This window comes from Arthrobacter rhombi, assembly GCF_900163545.1.
GTDB lineage: Bacteria > Actinomycetota > Actinomycetes > Actinomycetales > Micrococcaceae > Arthrobacter_H > Arthrobacter_H rhombi_A.
This window is the reverse complement of sequence record NZ_FUHW01000046.1, coordinates 1-14,898: the sequence shown is the minus strand read 5'-3', so window position 1 is coordinate 14,898 and position 14,898 is coordinate 1. Positions and strand designations below refer to the sequence as shown.

Annotated in this window: 15 protein-coding genes; 1 reads left to right on the top strand and 14 read right to left on the bottom strand. The window is 64.0% G+C overall.

What is annotated here, in order from left to right; all coding sequences use genetic code 11:
- A complete protein-coding gene (locus FM101_RS13890; protein ID WP_179204340.1) occupies positions 1-1,284 on the bottom strand; it encodes an MFS transporter in 1,284 nt (427 codons plus the stop codon).
- A 262-nt stretch (positions 1,285-1,546) separates the two neighbouring features.
- On the opposite strand from FM101_RS13890, the gene FM101_RS13885 reads away from it, so the two are divergent.
- Positions 1,547-2,776 (top strand): PrsW family intramembrane metalloprotease, encoded by a 1,230-nt coding sequence (locus FM101_RS13885; protein ID WP_179204339.1) that lies wholly within the window; start codon positions 1,547-1,549, stop codon positions 2,774-2,776.
- Positions 2,777-2,871: 95 nt separating this feature from the next.
- On the opposite strand, the gene nusB is transcribed toward FM101_RS13885, so the two are convergent.
- From nusB to rpsD, 13 genes are all read right to left on the bottom strand, one after another.
- Positions 2,872-3,282, bottom strand: coding sequence for a transcription antitermination factor NusB (nusB, locus tag FM101_RS13880; protein WP_087000692.1), 411 nt, complete (start codon positions 3,280-3,282; stop codon positions 2,872-2,874).
- On the bottom strand, positions 3,282-3,842 hold the full coding sequence (gene efp / locus FM101_RS13875) for an elongation factor P (RefSeq protein ID WP_087000690.1): 561 nt from the start codon (positions 3,840-3,842) through the stop codon (positions 3,282-3,284). The genes nusB and efp overlap by 1 nt, the downstream gene beginning before the upstream one ends.
- A gap of 98 nt (positions 3,843-3,940) precedes the next feature.
- The gene (locus FM101_RS13870) at positions 3,941-4,444 is read right to left on the bottom strand and encodes a tetratricopeptide repeat protein (RefSeq protein WP_087000688.1); all 504 of its coding nucleotides are present in this window, start codon (positions 4,442-4,444) and stop codon (positions 3,941-3,943) included.
- The gene (gene aroB, locus FM101_RS13865; protein ID WP_087000686.1) at positions 4,441-5,532 is read right to left on the bottom strand and encodes a 3-dehydroquinate synthase; all 1,092 of its coding nucleotides are present in this window, start codon (positions 5,530-5,532) and stop codon (positions 4,441-4,443) included. Before aroB ends, FM101_RS13870 begins: the two co-directional genes overlap by 4 nt.
- Positions 5,529-6,062 carry a shikimate kinase gene (locus tag FM101_RS13860; protein WP_087000684.1) on the bottom strand — a complete coding sequence of 178 codons (534 nt, stop codon included), beginning with the start codon at positions 6,060-6,062 and terminating at the stop codon, positions 5,529-5,531. Before FM101_RS13860 ends, aroB begins: the two co-directional genes overlap by 4 nt.
- Complete coding sequence (gene aroC / locus FM101_RS13855) at positions 6,062-7,261, bottom strand: chorismate synthase (RefSeq protein ID WP_087000682.1); 1,200 nt, start codon at positions 7,259-7,261, stop codon at positions 6,062-6,064. Before aroC ends, FM101_RS13860 begins: the two co-directional genes overlap by 1 nt.
- Before the next feature lie 26 nt (positions 7,262-7,287).
- Positions 7,288-8,154, bottom strand: a complete 867-nt coding sequence (locus tag FM101_RS13850; protein ID WP_245806709.1) for a shikimate dehydrogenase family protein — start codon at positions 8,152-8,154, stop codon at positions 7,288-7,290.
- On the bottom strand, positions 8,151-9,764 hold the full coding sequence (gene mltG, locus FM101_RS13845) for an endolytic transglycosylase MltG (RefSeq protein ID WP_087000678.1): 1,614 nt from the start codon (positions 9,762-9,764) through the stop codon (positions 8,151-8,153). The genes FM101_RS13850 and mltG overlap by 4 nt, the downstream gene beginning before the upstream one ends.
- Positions 9,765-9,780: 16 nt before the next feature.
- Positions 9,781-10,269, bottom strand: a complete 489-nt coding sequence (ruvX, locus tag FM101_RS13840) for a Holliday junction resolvase RuvX (RefSeq protein WP_281255521.1) — start codon at positions 10,267-10,269, stop codon at positions 9,781-9,783.
- 32 nt (positions 10,270-10,301) lie between these two features.
- Positions 10,302-12,995, bottom strand: a complete 2,694-nt coding sequence (gene alaS / locus FM101_RS13835) for an alanine--tRNA ligase (RefSeq protein WP_087000673.1) — start codon at positions 12,993-12,995, stop codon at positions 10,302-10,304.
- A 54-nt stretch (positions 12,996-13,049) separates the two neighbouring features.
- Positions 13,050-13,295, bottom strand: coding sequence for a hypothetical protein (locus tag FM101_RS13830; RefSeq protein WP_342744405.1), 246 nt, complete (start codon positions 13,293-13,295; stop codon positions 13,050-13,052).
- Positions 13,296-13,304: 9 nt separating this feature from the next.
- The gene (locus FM101_RS13825; RefSeq protein WP_087000671.1) at positions 13,305-13,676 is read right to left on the bottom strand and encodes a DUF948 domain-containing protein; all 372 of its coding nucleotides are present in this window, start codon (positions 13,674-13,676) and stop codon (positions 13,305-13,307) included.
- Positions 13,677-13,926: 250 nt separating this feature from the next.
- Positions 13,927-14,553 (bottom strand): 30S ribosomal protein S4, encoded by a 627-nt coding sequence (gene rpsD / locus FM101_RS13820; RefSeq protein WP_087000669.1) that lies wholly within the window; start codon positions 14,551-14,553, stop codon positions 13,927-13,929.
- Positions 14,554-14,898: the final 345 nt, after the last annotated feature.

Genomic DNA, 14,898 nt, shown 5'->3' with positions numbered 1-14,898 from the left:
CTAGAGCCGTTCGGAACCGCTCGGCTGGCTTCGATCTTGTTCATGCAGCAGATTGGACCCGGCGGTTTCGGGCATGCCGCGCACGCAGAGAAAAGCGATGAAGGCAATGACCATCATGTAGATTCCCGGGGACACCAGACTCCCGGTCCTGTCGATGAGCCAGGTCGCCAGGAGCGGGGCCGTGCCACCGAAGACCGTGTAGGCCAGATTCCAGCTGATCGTTGCCCCGCTGAGCCGGTTACGCGTCGGAAAGAGCTCGATCACGGTCACACCGAAAACTCCCCAGTACACGCCGAAGACCATCCCGATGACGAGCTGTCCAGCCAAAGCCGACGCGAAGGTCCCCAGACTGGCGAGCCAGAGAGCCGGCAAATACAACACGATGACTGCCCAAATGGCAGTGAACAGCACTGGCCTGCGGCCCCAACGATCCGAAAGCGCTCCCCCAACCCAAAAGGCCATGAAGGAAATGCTCAGAGCGATGCCGTTGCTCAGCAGGGCATCGCTGCTGGACAAATTCGCACCGGTGGTGAGGAACGTGACGAAGTATCCACTGAGCGTATAGAACGCGAGACTGGCCAGAGCTGCCAAGGCGATGGTCCTCACCACTGCCGGACGGGTCGATGAGAGATGCTCTTGAGGTTGGCCATCCGCCGCCTGAGCGGCTCGCGCCGCTTCATACACGGGGGACTCATCGACCTTCATGCGGATGTAGAGCCCGATCAATGCCATGGGGCCACCGATCAGGAAGGCGATGCGCCAGCCCCACGCGTTATAGGTCGCCTCCCCGAGCGTGTTGGTCAGGAACAGGACGAAGAGGGCAGCGGCCACAGACGGAACAGTCGAGAAACTATAGGTGAAAGCCACATAGAGTCCACGTCGGCCCGTGGGTGCATGCTCTGCCACGAAAGCGTTGGATCCCACGGTTTCCCCGGCAGCGGCAAAGCCCTGGACCATTCGGCACAAGATGAGTAGAAGGGGCGCCAGCACGCCGACTTGCCCGTAGGTGGGCAGCAGACCGATTCCCATGGTCGCGGCACCCATCGTGACGATGACGATGACAAGCAATTGCCGCCGTCCCATCCGGTCACCCAGCAGCCCGAAGACGATGCCGCCCAGCGGGCGCATGAGGAAACCCACGGCATAGACGCCAAAGACGGCAAGCACCCCCGCCACGGGGTCCTCCGAGGGAAAGAATAATTTGGCGATGATCACCGCCGAGTAGGCATAGATCACGAAGTCGTACCACTCGACGAACTGGCCTAGCGCGGCGGAGGTAATCACCCGCCGAAGTGTGGAGGACGAGGGCTGCACTGCGGGAGGGGGAGTCTCGCGATGCGTCGGGGAAACCATGGTCGCTCCAAAAAGGGTGGGTGTCTCGCATCCGGGGATGCACGCAGGAACGTGAAGGGATTTCCTGCGGTGGTCTGCGCCGCAAGCAGTCTACGGACCGGGCCGCTCCGGCACGATGTCCAAGACGCCGTATGTCCCTGCCCGCTGCCTGGGCGTCAACGAATCTATCCGACGAATGGATATGCTGGAAACCATGAACGCATACCCTCCCCGGGAACCCCAGCTCCACGGAGTGGATCCGTCGGCACCCTCGACTCCTGCCTGGCCCCATCACGAGCCGGCCGAAAACCTGTTCCATCCGACCCGGCTGTCCCCCGTGAAACCGCCGCGGCGCTATAGCCCGGGGCTGGTGGTCGTTCTGGTGCTCAGCGGGCTGATCCTGCTCGGGGTCGCTCTGTGGCTGGGACTGGTCCTGGGGGCCGGAACACTCTTTGTCGTGGGCTTGCTGGCCTTGTTTCCGCTCGGTATTTGTTTGGCGGGACTGGCCTGGGTGGACCGGTGGGATCCCGAACCCAAACTGATCCTGATCAGCGCGTTCGCCTGGGGTGCCGGGGTCTCCGTCGCCGGGTCACTGATCTTCGGGGCAGCGTTCCAGCGGGCCTTCGCGTCCCTGGCCGCGGTCACCGGACCCGATCTCTTCGGCGCCGTGGTGCAGGCCCCGGTCATCGAGGAGACCATGAAGGGTCTGGGGGTGCTGCTGATCTTCTTCGTCGCCCGGAGGAACTTCGACGGGCCGGTCGACGGGATCGTTTACGGGGGCACGATTGCCGCAGGCTTCGCGTTCACCGAAAATATTCTCTACTTCTCCGACGCCTTTGCCGGGGCCGGATCCGGGGCGGTGCAGGTGTTCGTGTTGCGCGGCCTGTTCTCACCCTTCGCCCACGTGATGTTCACCGCGTGGACCGGATTCGCCCTGGGCCTGGCCGTGCAACGCGGGGCCCGTCGCTACTGGCCCCTATACTTCCTGGCCGGTCTGATCCCGGCGATGCTCGGACATTTCCTGTGGAACGGCGGGGTGGGGCTGATCTTCCACAACTTCTGGACGTTCTACGTGCTGCTGCAGGTCCCCCTGTTCATCTGTGCCATCGTGGCGGTGATCATGCTGCGCCGGGCCGAACGCCGGCTGGTGGCCCAACGGTTGAACGATTATGCCCAGGCCGGCTGGTTCAGCCCGGAGGAGGTCGAAATGTTCGCCACCCGCAGGGGACGCCGCCAAGCCAATGGCTGGGCTTCGGCCACCGGACGTCGGAAGGCCATGCGCGGTTTCACCCGGACGGCGATGCGTCTGGCAGCCACCCGGAACCGGATCATTGCCGGCTCCCACCGGCAGAAGGCCCAACGCGACGAGGCCAGACTGCTGGCACTCATCCTCGACTACCGGCTGGCGCTGACCGGCAGCCCGCAGGCCCCGGGCCTCGCCTGAGGCGGCACAGAGAGCAACGGCGGGTGCCCTCCCCTTCCCAGGGGTGGCACCCGCCGTCGTGCACTGTCTTTTTTCCGGGAAGAGCCCGGCGCCGGCTAGGCCAGCAGCGTTGGCTTGAGTTGCTGGATGCGTCCGAGCAGGCCGTTGATGAATTCCGGGGAGTCATCGGTGGAGAAGACCTTCGCCGTGGCGACCGCTTCAGCCACCGCCACCGCGTCGGGAACGTCGTCGTTATAGAGCAGCTCCCAGGTCCCCAGCCGCAGCAGAGTGCGATCCACCGCCGGCATCCGTTCCAGTGTCCAGCCCTTGGCATAGGTGCTCAGGATCTCGTCGATCCTCTCCCCCTGGGCCATGACCCCTTCAATCAGCGTCAACGTGTAGTCGTTGACCGTGATGTCGGTGGTCTCCCGACGCAGACGCATGGCCTCCAGCGGGGAGACGGAACGCTGCTCGGCTTCGAAGAGGACGTCCAGCGCCCTCCGCCGGGCTTTGGTGCGGGCACTCACTAGTTGACACGTCCCAGGTACTCGCCGGTGCGGGTGTCGACCTTGACCTTGGTGCCCTGCTCGAGGAAGAGCGGGACGTGGATCTCGTAGCCGGTTTCCACCGTGGCCGGCTTATTGCCGGCCGAGGAGCGGTCGCCCTGCAGGCCCGGCTCGGTGTAGGTGATCTCCAGGGTGACCGAAGGGGGCAGTTCCACGTACAGCACGGAGCCCTCATGCATGGCGATGGTGACCATCTGGGATTCGAGCATGAAGTTCGCGGCGTCCCCGACGACCTTGCCTTCGACGGTGAGCTGGTCGTAGTCGGAAGTGTCCATGAAGACGTAATCCGCGCCGTCCTGGTACAGGTACTGGTAATCGCGGCGATCCACATTCGCGGTTTCGATCTTCAGGCCGGCGTTGAAGGTCTTGTCAACGGTCTTTCCGGAGAGCACATTGCGCATCTTGGTGCGGACGAACGCTCCACCCTTTCCGGGCTTGACGTGCTGGAATTCGGTGATCGTCCATAGCTGGCCGTCGATCTTCAGCACGGTGCCGTTCTTGATGTCGTTAGTGGTAGCCACAAATACTCTCTCTGTTGATTCCCGCTCCGCGGTCAGTGCCCGCTCAGGTGGGGGCAGGACTGCGGTTCGGGTCGCCTTATCAAAAAACCATAGCCATTCTAACGTACAGGCGAGGCCTTGGCCTGCGCGGCCTCAAGGGACCTGCGGGAGATCTCGATCCTGAACTGCTCATCTCCCGCCTCCAGGCGCAGGTCCAACGCCCGCTTGAAGCGGGTCACCGCGGCATGGAAATCGCCCACCGTGTAATACAAGACCCCGAGTTGCTGCTGCAATACCGACTCATGGGGCAGGTCCTTATATTCCTCGAGGAGGTTGCGCAGCCGGTCGATGGCCCGATGGGGGTCACCGTTGGCGCGGACCACGTCGGCGTCCACGACGCGCATCGGAAAGTTTTGCGGTTCCACGAGCCGGGTTTCGGTGACCAGCTCCGCCGCGTCGGCCACATCGCCGCGGGCCACCAGGATCATGACCTTCTCGACCGGGTTGGCCGTCGAATAGGCCTGCCGGGCGGCCTCCGCGTCGACGACCTCGGCGAGCAAGGTTTCGGGGTCGATGGAGAGCCCGGGGATCCCGGTGCGGATCCAATTCGCTGTGGCACTCATTCGGCAATTTCCTGGTAGGCGGCAAAGAGCAGCGAGGTATCGGGGACTTCGAGCATTCCCGGTTTGGCCAGCCCGTCCAGGACCACGAAACGCAGCAGGTCGCCGCGGGCCTTCTTATCCCGGCGCATCCCATCGAGCAGGGACTGCCAACGGTCCCGACGGTAGGACACCGGCAGCCCCAGTGACTCGAGGATGTTCCGGTGACGGTCCGCCAGCTCATCGCTGATCCGGCCCATGGAACGGGCCAGTTCGGCGGCGAAGACCAGACCGATCGATACCGCAGCCCCGTGGCGCATCTGGTACCGCTCGGCCAATTCGATGGAGTGGGCCAGGGTGTGGCCGTAGTTCAAGAACTCTCGCTGGCCTGCTTCGCGCAGGTCGCTCGAAACGATCTTGGCCTTCACGGCGATGGCCCGCTCGATGATCTCGCGCAGTTCTGGTGTTCCCGCCGTGGAGGCCACCTTCGGGTCGGCTTCGATGATCTCCAGGATGCGCGGGTCGGCGATGAAACCGCATTTAACGGCTTCGGCCAGCCCGGTGACCAGCTCATTGGGCGGCAGGGTGGCCAGGGCGTCAAGGTCAACCAGGACCCCTGCCGGCGGGTGGAAGGAACCCACCAGGTTCTTGCCTTCGGCCGTGTTGATCCCGGTCTTGCCGCCCACTGCCGCGTCGACCATGCCCAGCAGCGAGGTGGGAACGTGGATGACCTTGAGCCCGCGCAGCCAGGTGGCCGCGACGAACCCCGCAAGATCGCTCACGGCCCCGCCGCCGACGGAGACGATGGCGTCCGAACGGGTGTAGTCGTTCTGGCCCAGGACCTTCCAACAGAAGGAGGCGACCTCGATGTGCTTGCCCTCTTCGGCGTCGGGGATCTCAGCGGTCATCGCCGTCAGCCCTGCAGCCTCCAGATCGGATTTGACGGTATCCCCGGTGGTGCGCAGGGCACGGGGGTGAATGATCAGGACCTTGCGGACCCGCTCGCCGAGCAGGCCAGGTAGTTCCCCGAGCAGTTGCTCTCCCACGACGACGTCGTAGTTGTCTTCAGGGGCCGTCCCCGTCACGCTAATGCGGGTCGAAGCGCTGCTCATGTGGTGATGCCTCCAGATGTTGATGCACGACGCCGGTAGGCGCCCTCGATGATTTCCGCCAACTCCGCGACGGATTGCGTCCGCGCGTCGACGGTTAGGCTCGCGCAAGCGCGGTACAAGTGTTCGCGTTCGGCCAGAATATCTGTCCAGCGCTGCGCCGGATGACCTTCCAGCAGGGGACGGCCCGTATCCGCCTCGATCCGGGGACGAACCGTCTCCAGATCAGTGTCCAGGTAGACCGTGAAATGCCCGGCCAGCAGGTCCCGATTCCCCGGGGCCAAGACCACTCCTCCACCGGTGGCGACCACCGAGGGTTGATCCCGTGAAGCTGTCCGGAACAAGACGGCGGTTTCGAGTTGCCGGAACTCAGCCTCTCCACCGTCAGCGAAGATCCCGGCGATACTGCCGTGCTCGGCGGTGATTTCCTCGTCGGTGTCGATGAAATCGAACCCCAGCCGGCGTGCCAGGGCCCGGCCCACCACCGATTTGCCGCTGGCCATGGGGCCGATCAGGAAAATGTCCTGCGCCATTAGTGGCGGACCGTTCCCAACGCCTCGGGAATGGAATCCAGGTAGGAGTCCAGGTTTCTGCGGGTCTCGCCCAACGAGTCGCCGCCGAACTTCTCCACGACCGACTGCGCCAGGACCAGGGCGACCATGGCTTCCGCCACGACCCCGGCGGCCGGTACGGCACAGACGTCGGAGCGCTGGTGGTGGGCGGTGGTCGCTTCGCCGGTGGCCGTGTCAATCGTGCGCAGGGCCCGTGGCACGGTCGCGATCGGTTTCATCGCTGCCCTGACCCTGAGCGGGTCACCAATACTCATCCCGCCCTCGATGCCTCCGGCACGGTTGGAGGAGCGTTGGATGATCCCGTCTTCGCCACGGACGATTTCGTCATGGGCTGCCGAACCGCGGCGGGCGGCGGTGAGGAAGCCGTCTCCTACCTCGACCCCCTTAATGGCCTGGATGCCCATCAGGGCTGCGGCTAGACGCCCGTCGAGGCGGCGGTCCCAGTGGACGTAGGAGCCCAAACCGGGGGGCAAGTTATAGGCAATGACCTCAACGATCCCGCCGAGGGTTTCGCCGTCCTTATGGGCAGCGTCGACTTCGGCGACCATGGCGTCCGAGGTATCGCGGTCGTAACAGCGCAACGGGTCGGCGTCGAGGGCGACGACGTCCTCCGGGATGGGCAGGGCGGCGTTCTCGGGGACCGAAACGCTGCCCACGGCCACGGTGTGGCTGATCAGTTCGATGCCCAGGCCGGCTAGGAAGCGTGAGGCTGCGGTGCCCAGGGCGACCCGTGCTGCGGTTTCCCGGGCACTGGCTCGCTCCAGGACGGGACGGGCGTCGTCGAAATCGTATTTCTGCATGCCGGTGAAGTCTGCGTGGCCGGGTCGGGGCCGGGTCAACGGCGCGTTACGTGCCATGGACGACAATTCGGCGTCGTCCACCGGGTCGGCGTTCATGACCTTTTCCCATTTGGGCCATTCGGTGTTCGCGACCTCGATCGCCACCGGACCGCCCTGGGTGAGTCCGTGGCGGACGCCGCCGACGAAAGTGACCTGATCCTTCTCGAATTTCATCCGGGCACCACGTCCGTAACCGAGCCGGCGACGGGCCAGGGCGTCCTGGACATCGGATGTGGTCAGGGGCACGCCAGCCGGCAGACCCTCCAATATTCCTACGAGTGCGGGTCCGTGTGATTCGCCCGCCGTCAACCATCGCAACATGATCTCCATCCTGCCATGCCCAAGGCTCAGGTTCGGGGGTGAGGCAGCCCTACTGCGTCACACATCACATTTGTGACTTGGCCCCAGTCGGCTTCGGTGACCCCGCTGAACATCTGCACTTGCTCGACGGCCTGGTGCAAGAGCATGGACAGTCCGCCGATGACCATCCCACCGGCGGCTTCCCAGGCTGTGGCCAGGGCACTGGGCCAGGGGTCGTAGGCGACATCGAGCAGGGCGGTGCCCGGACGCAGTTTCTGGAGTTGTAGATCCGCGATCAGGGCATCAGCAGCGCGTGGGGGCAAGGTGGAGACCACCGCATCATAGCGGTTCAGGTCCTGGCCTGCGGCGGCCACATCGATGGCCGTGGCCGTGCACCCCAGCTCCGTTGCCAGTTCGATGACTCCGGTGGCCCTGCCGGCGTCGCGGACGACGTAGTCAACCGTGGTTGCACCCATCGCTTGGAGGGCCGCAGTGGCCGCCGTAGCGGTACCACCTGCGCCAAGGACTGCCACCGTGTTCACGTGTTGGGCGCCAGCTTCGGCCAGGGCGCGGATGATCCCGTCGACGTCGGTGTTCTCTCCGCGCAGGTGGACCCGACCCGAAGCCTGACTGACCACGATGGTGTTCAGTACCCCCAGCCGCTGGACGCGTTCGGAGACACTATCCATTAACGGCACCATGACGTTTTTCAGTGGCATGGTCACCGAGGCGCCCCGCCAGCCCGCTTCCTCGCGCATCCTTTCTGCCAGTTCCGGCGCCTGGCCGGCGCCAGCTTCGAGGCATTGGTAGTCGATCGGGACATCGAGGGCCGTATAGGCGGCCCGGTGCAATGCCGGGGACTTCGAATGCGCGATGGGTTGGCCGAAGACGGCGGCTTTTCCCGGCGCGATCACTTGCAGGTGTCCTCGTTGTCGGCGCACCAGTCCCTAAATTCCTGCTGGTAGACCTTGTGCTGCTCATAGGTCTTGGCGAACTTCGTCTCACCGGTTTCGGTGTTCACGGTCACCCAGTAGTAGTAGTCGTTCTTATCCGGGTGGATGGCAGCTTCGATGGCTTGATCGGCTGGCGAGCCGATGGGAGTCGGGGGAAGACCCCGATGTTGGTACGAGTTGTACTTATTACCCTTATCCGCTTTCTCTTCCTTGCTCAGCTGCAAGGTATAGCGGTTCAACCCGTAGATCACGCTGGAGTCGACCTGGAGCAGTCCGTCGGTCTCCTTGTTATCCGGTTTCAGCCGGTTATCCAGGGCACCGGAAACGATCTTATAGTCCTTCGGGCTGGCCTCGGCCTGCAAGATACTGGCGATCTTGAGGATCCGATATTGTTTGGCCGGATCTGTGACGTCCTGGCTGGTGAGTTCCTTCAGGGTCGCATCGACCATTTCCTGCAGGATGTCTTGGGCGCTGGCATCGAGCGGGAAACGGTATTCGCCGGGATGCAAATAGCCTTCGAGATTCTTGACCGGTTTCTTGAGTCCGAACTTCTCAGGCTGGTCGTTGAGTTCCTCGAGGTCACCGATCGGAATTTCGGTGGCCTTGGAAATCTCTTCGAAGACCGCCTTGGTTCTGACGTTCTGTTTCACCGCCACATAGCTGACCTTTTCCGCGGCCTCGCCGACCAGCACGGTTGCGGCATCCTTGGCGGCCATCTTGTATTTGAGGTGGTACTCCCCCGGATGGATTTCCTTATTCTCGGCATCCACTTCCTGGACGGCCTCGAGGAAGATCTTCCGATCCGAAACGATGCCCTTCTCGGTCAGGTGCCCGCCGATGACCGAGGGGCCCCAACCGGGTTCGACGGTGAAGGTCACTTCGCCTTCCCCGGGACCCGGGTAGTCCTCGGCGCTCCACATGCCCAGGATGTTCTGCAGCAGCAGCACGGTGACCGCCAAGATGACGGCGAAGATGCCTAAGACGATGCCCATGATGACATTTCGGCGACGCCGGCGACGCTTACGCACTCCGGGAGCGGAATGCCCCCCATTCAGGAGGGATTCCGTGGGACTCTCCTCCTCCTCCGGGACTTCCTCGGGGTCGGCCAGCACGGTGGACGAGCCCATGACCGGATCTTCCGTTGGTGCCCCAGCGTCATTGACCGGCAGTTCGGTGGAGTGGTCCGCGGCTGCCGAACCGGCGGCGTCGTCGTTCTCGGTATCTACGGGAGGGTGGGCCTGGAGGACTTCCGCCTGATGATGATCCCGGACCGGCAGCTCCGGTGAAGCCACCTCGTCGGCGGGTTCAGCCGGGGCCGGATGAGCGGCCGTCGGCTCGGGGTCAACGGCTTCCACGGGGTCAACGGGTTCGGCGGCATGTTGCGCAGGAACCGAGTAGGCGGGGTCGCCCTGCTGGGCTGGGGCATCCCAGGGGGCTGTGCCGCCCGCACGGCGGCGGCCCGAACGTAGACGACGGAACGGCGCGGGCGCATCAGGCACGTCGGTGTCCTGGGCGCGCTCCCGAGGAGTCCCGGGTTCGGCGCCGGGGCCCTCGGATTGCTGGTCGTTCATCGTCTGATGTCCTTCACTAAAGATCTGTGCTGGTGGGACGTTCTCCGGGGACCACAGGGTCCCCCACATCGCGCCCTAGTGATTTTTGCATATCCAGCGCTTGTTGCAGAATATCCGCTGCGGCGACCTGATCCACCACTTCACGGTGTTTTCTTCCATCCAACCCGGATTCGTGGAGGGCACGATGGGCGGAAACCGTGGTCAGGCGCTCATCGATCAGGCGCACGGAAACCCCTGGAGCAGGGTCCTGGAGTCCCTCGGCCACGAGGGCCGCATATTCACGTGCCATCTGCGTGGACCCGGTTTCATGGCCGCGCAGGGAACGGGGTAAGCCCACGAAGACCTGTACTGCCTCGTGCTCCGCCACCAGTTTGAGTAGAACGCGCACGTCACTGTGCTTTTTCAGATCTCGTTTCAGAGTCTTCAGCGGTGTGGCCAGAACGCCGTCGGGGTCGCAAAGAGCCACCCCGACGCGTGCCATGCCCACGTCGACGCCGAATTTCACACCGCGTGGAGGGCGCGGATCGGCCGAGCCGATCAGGGTCGCTCCGCGATCTGGTGCAGGACAGCGGCCAGCGCATCATCAGTTTTTGTGGAGTCGGAACCTCCGCCTTGGGCGACGTCGTCTTTTCCGCCGCCACCGCCACCGAGGATGCCGGCAGCCGTGCGCACCAGGGCGCCGGCCTTGACACCCAGACCGCGTGCGGCCTCATTGGTGGCCACCAGAACCAACGGTCGCGCATTGGCCACACCGGTCAAGGCCACGGCCGAAGGCTCGGAGCCCAGCCGGTTGCGCAGGTCGAGGGCCAGGGCGCGCAGGTCATCAGCGGAGGCGACAACTCCGACGTTGTGGGCCAAGACCTTCACACCCGATACCTCGCGTGCCTGAGAGACCAAGGAGCCTGCCTGCGCGGCCCGCTGTTCGGCCCGCAATTTCTCGATTTCCTTCTCGGCAGCCTTCAGCCGGGACAACGTGGCATGAATCCGATCAGTCAATTCCACCGAAGGGACCCTGAACAGGTCGGTCAGTTCGTTGACCAGCGCCCGTTCGGCAGCACCGTGACGGAAAGCCTCCATGCCCACGAGCGCCTCGACCCGTCGGTTACCTGAACCGACCGACTGCTCGCCGAGCAAGGTCAGGCTGCCGATCTGGGCGGTATTCGCCACATGGGTGCCACCGCATAGTTCGCGGGACCAGGCTCCATTGATTTCCACGACACGAACGGTGTTCCCATACTTTTCGCCGAACAGGCTCGTGGCCCCCAGGGTCTTCGCCTCGTCCAGGCCCATCACGTTGGTCTGGACTTCATGGCTGTTGCGGATGGCCAGATTCGTGACTTCTTCAACTTCCGAACGGGCGGCCTGGGAAAGCGCCTCGGTCCAGCTGAAGTCGAAGCGCAAATAGCCGGCCTTATTGAAGGAACCGGACTGCAAGGCTTCGGGGCCGAGGATCTGGTGGAGGGCCGCGTGGACCAGGTGGGTGGCCGAGTGGGCCTGCTCCCCCGAACGTCGGCGCTGCGCGTCGACTTCCGCGGTCACCAGGGCGTCGGAAGGCAATTCGCCCTCGCGGACGATGGCACGGTGCACCGAAAGTCCCTTGACGGGGGCTTGCACATCCAGGACCTCCACCACGAAGCCGTCTCCGGTGATCAGCCCCACGTCGGCGGCCTGGCCACCGGCTTCTGCATAGAACGGGGTCTCATCCAGGACCAGTTCGATCTCTTGGCCCTGTTCGGCATAGCGCACCAGCTCACCGTCACGGACAATCCCGCGTACCGAGGAACCGGTGGTCAGCTCGTCGTAGCCGGTGAAGGTGGTATCCCCGGCGCCGTGGAGCCGGCTAAAGACCGTCAGGTCCGCGTGACCGGCCTTCTTGTCTTTCGCGTCCTTCTGGGCCCGCTGGCGCTGTTCGGTCATCAGTGAACGGAAGGCCCCCTCGTCCACCGCTAAACCGGCTTCAGAGGCCATCTCGAGGGTTAGGTCGATGGGGAAACCGTAGGTGTCGTGCAAGGCGAAGGCTTCCTCCCCTGACAGTGAGGTGCCGGCGGCCTTCGACGCAGTGACGGCTTGTTCCAGCCGTGCCGTACCGCTGGCGATGGTGCGGAGGAAGGCCCGCTCTTCGGCGTAAGCGATCCGTGAGATGCGGGCGAAATCAGTTTCGACCTCCGGGTAGACGCCCTTCATGGCGTCGCGTGAGACCGGAAGCAGTTCGGGCAGGACCGGGTCTTCGACTCCGAGCAGGCGCATGGCGCGCACCGCGCGGCGGATCAGGCGGCGCAGGACGTACCCGCGTCCCTCATTGGAGGGGCTCACGCCATCGCTGATGAGCATCAGCGACGAACGGATGTGATCTCCTACGACCCGCAGGCGCACATCATCGGTATGCCGCGGATCTTCCGGGTCTTCAGTGGATGAGTATTCGCGCCCCGCCAATTCGGCGGCACGGTCCAGAACCGGGCGGACCTGGTCGGTCTCATACATGTTTTCGACGCCCTGCAGGATCATGGCCAGACGTTCAAGACCCAAACCGGTGTCAATGTTCTTTTGCGGTAGCTCCCCGGCGACGTCGAAATCGATCTTGGAGCGCACTGCCGAGAGCTGGTATTGCATGAAGACCAGGTTCCAGATCTCCACGAAGCGGGTTTCGTCCACCGCGGGCCCGCCGTCGAGCCCGTAGGCGGGACCCCGGTCATAATAAATTTCCGAGCAAGGCCCACCGGGGCCCGGTTGGCCGGTGCTCCAGTAGTTGTCTTCCTTGCCGGTTCCCACGATGCGCTCGTCGGGAACGCCCAACTGGTCGCGCCAGATGGCCCGGGCTTCATCGTCGCGTTCCTCTCCGTCCTCATAGACGGTGACCCAGAGGCGTTCGGGATCCAAACCGAAGCAACCATCCTCGACCGAGCCGGTCAGCAGTTCCCAAGCGTAGGCGATGGCTTCTGCTTTGAAGTAGTCGCCGAAGGAGAAGTTCCCGCACATCTGGAAGAACGTGCCGTGGCGGGCCGTTTTGCCGACTTCTTCGATGTCTCCGGTTCGCAGGCACTTCTGGATGCTCACGGCGCGCGGGTAGGGGGCTTCCTCTTGGGCAGTGAGGTAGGGAATGAAGGGAACCATGCCGGCAACGGTGAACAGCAAGGAGGGATCCGTGGAGATCAGCGAGGCGCTGGGCACTGGGGTGTGTCCCTTGGCGGCGAAGAACTCAACCCAACGGTTGGCGATTTCCTGCGATTTCATAAGTGCTGGCGATCCCTTCATGGAACGGTACTGCGACGTGTGGTGAGCTGGGCCTTAGCGGCGGTGCGTAGCTCCGGTGTCCTGTGGGTTGTCCAGCCCCAGAGCGGTGCGTAATTCGGTTTCGCGACCGTGCATGCCGTCGCGGAAAGCCTCGGCGGACGCGGTCATGGCGTCGGCCAGTCGTCCGACGGAACGGTTCAGGTTCTCGCGTCCCAACCCCTGCTTCACGCTGGCGACCTTACGGGCCGCGAGCACGCCGACGCCGACGCCGATCCCCACCCAAAAGAGTTTCTTGATCATGCTGGCCTCCTAGCGGCTGCGGCGGCCGGTGCCGCCCGTTTGGGTATTAATGGCACTGCGGACGCCATGGCTGAATGCTGCGATCTTAATCAGTGGGGCGCCGAGCACGGTGGCGGCCAAGGAAGACAGTGCCGTGACGTTTGCCGAGGCGTCGGAGACATTATTGGTGATGCCATCGACCTTCTGCAGTTGGGCGTTGGTGGTGGAGATCGTGGTGGTCACTTCCTCCAACAGCGGGCTGGTCCCTTCCGAGAGCTCGCGCACGGCCAGACGCAGTTCATCAAAGACCCTTCCCAGCTTGATCACGGGAACGGCCAGCAGCGCCACCAGAATGGCAAAGACCCCTGCGGCGATGAGGCCGGCAATATCGGACCCGGTCATATGGAACTGCTCCTCTTACTAGGTACTAATCAACAAACAAAGGACAACATTACCTTTTTACGTCACCGGTGACGCAGTCGGCTCACCCGGTACCGTGTTTTCCGGGGGAAGTAGCCCATGGGAGTTATTGGTCGGCCCCGCGCGGTGACTCCCCCGACCGGCCACACGAAAGCAGGGAGCCCACGACCCGAAGGTCATGGACTCCCTGCTTGACGCGGACTACGTGCCGAGAATCAGCGGTGGCTGGTTCTTAGCGTGCGTAGTACTCGACGACGAGGTTCTCTTCGCAGGTCACGGGGACCTCCGAGCGCTTCGGGCGGCGCACGAGGCGTGCCTGAAGTGCTTCCAGCTTGACGTCCAAGTAGGCCGGTGCGGCCGGCAGGACGTCGCGGTGCGCGCCAGCGGCGGCAATCTGGAACGGGACCATGGTCTCGGACCGCTCGTGGACGGCGACCAGCTGGCCTTCGCCTACGCGGAACGACGGACGGTCAACGCGCTGTCCATCAACCACGATGTGGCGGTGAACGACGAGCTGGCGGGCCTGGGCGATGGTGCGGGCAATGCCCGAACGCAGAACCAGGGCGTCCAGACGCATTTCGAGGAACTCCACCAGGTTTTCGCCGGTGTCGCCAGCTGAGCGCTTGGCATCCTCGAAGTAGCGGGCCATCTGCGATTCGCGGATGCCGTACTGGGCGCGTAGGCGCTGCTTTTCACGCAGACGCACGGCGTAGTCGGAGTCCTGCTTCTTGCGGGCGCGTCCATGCTGGCCGGGGCCATAGGGACGACGCTCCATGTACTTCTCTGCCTTGGGGGTCAAGGCGAGGCCGAGGGAACGCGACAGGCGAACCTTACGGCGGGCACGGGTGTTATTAGCCACTGGTGTCCTTCTTCTTTTCTATCGGCGGCTGTGTGTAACTGGCCTCCATGTCGGAGAGTTAAGGGAAGCCGCTCCCTTGGTACTACAACTCGATCTCCATCCGCGGCACGAAGGTGCCACCCAAAAGGTCATGCGGATGTGATCGGCTTGCCAGCCAAGGAACCATCCTAACACTCCCGACGGCCCTGCCCCGTGCTCAAACCCCTGGACCGTCGGAAACCCCTTATCGTCGTTCCTCTCGATCCCTTTGGTCGGCAGGTCCGAAGACGGAGGCTGCGGCGGCCGTGGGCGTCACCCTCGCCGAGAGCTCCGGATGGTGGAGGTCCAAGGCCGGGCGCTCGGAGC

What these genes read in the sequence shown, in the direction of transcription:
- FM101_RS13885 (WP_179204339.1), top strand. Translation starts at nt 1,547, where the DNA reads ATGAACGCATACCCTCCCCGGGAACCCCAGCTCCACGGAGTGGATCCG.
- FM101_RS13870 (WP_087000688.1), bottom strand. Translation starts at nt 4,444, where the DNA reads ATGAGTGCCACAGCGAATTGGATCCGCACCGGGATCCCCGGGCTCTCC.
- aroB (WP_087000686.1), bottom strand. Translation starts at nt 5,532, where the DNA reads ATGAGCAGCGCTTCGACCCGCATTAGCGTGACGGGGACGGCCCCTGAA.
- FM101_RS13860 (WP_087000684.1), bottom strand. Translation starts at nt 6,062, where the DNA reads ATGGCGCAGGACATTTTCCTGATCGGCCCCATGGCCAGCGGCAAATCG.
- aroC (WP_087000682.1), bottom strand. Translation starts at nt 7,261, where the DNA reads ATGTTGCGATGGTTGACGGCGGGCGAATCACACGGACCCGCACTCGTA.
- mltG (WP_087000678.1), bottom strand. Translation starts at nt 9,764, where the DNA reads ATGAACGACCAGCAATCCGAGGGCCCCGGCGCCGAACCCGGGACTCCT.
- alaS (WP_087000673.1), bottom strand. Translation starts at nt 12,995, where the DNA reads ATGAAATCGCAGGAAATCGCCAACCGTTGGGTTGAGTTCTTCGCCGCC.
- FM101_RS13830 (WP_342744405.1), bottom strand. Translation starts at nt 13,295, where the DNA reads ATGATCAAGAAACTCTTTTGGGTGGGGATCGGCGTCGGCGTCGGCGTG.
- FM101_RS13825 (WP_087000671.1), bottom strand. Translation starts at nt 13,676, where the DNA reads ATGACCGGGTCCGATATTGCCGGCCTCATCGCCGCAGGGGTCTTTGCC.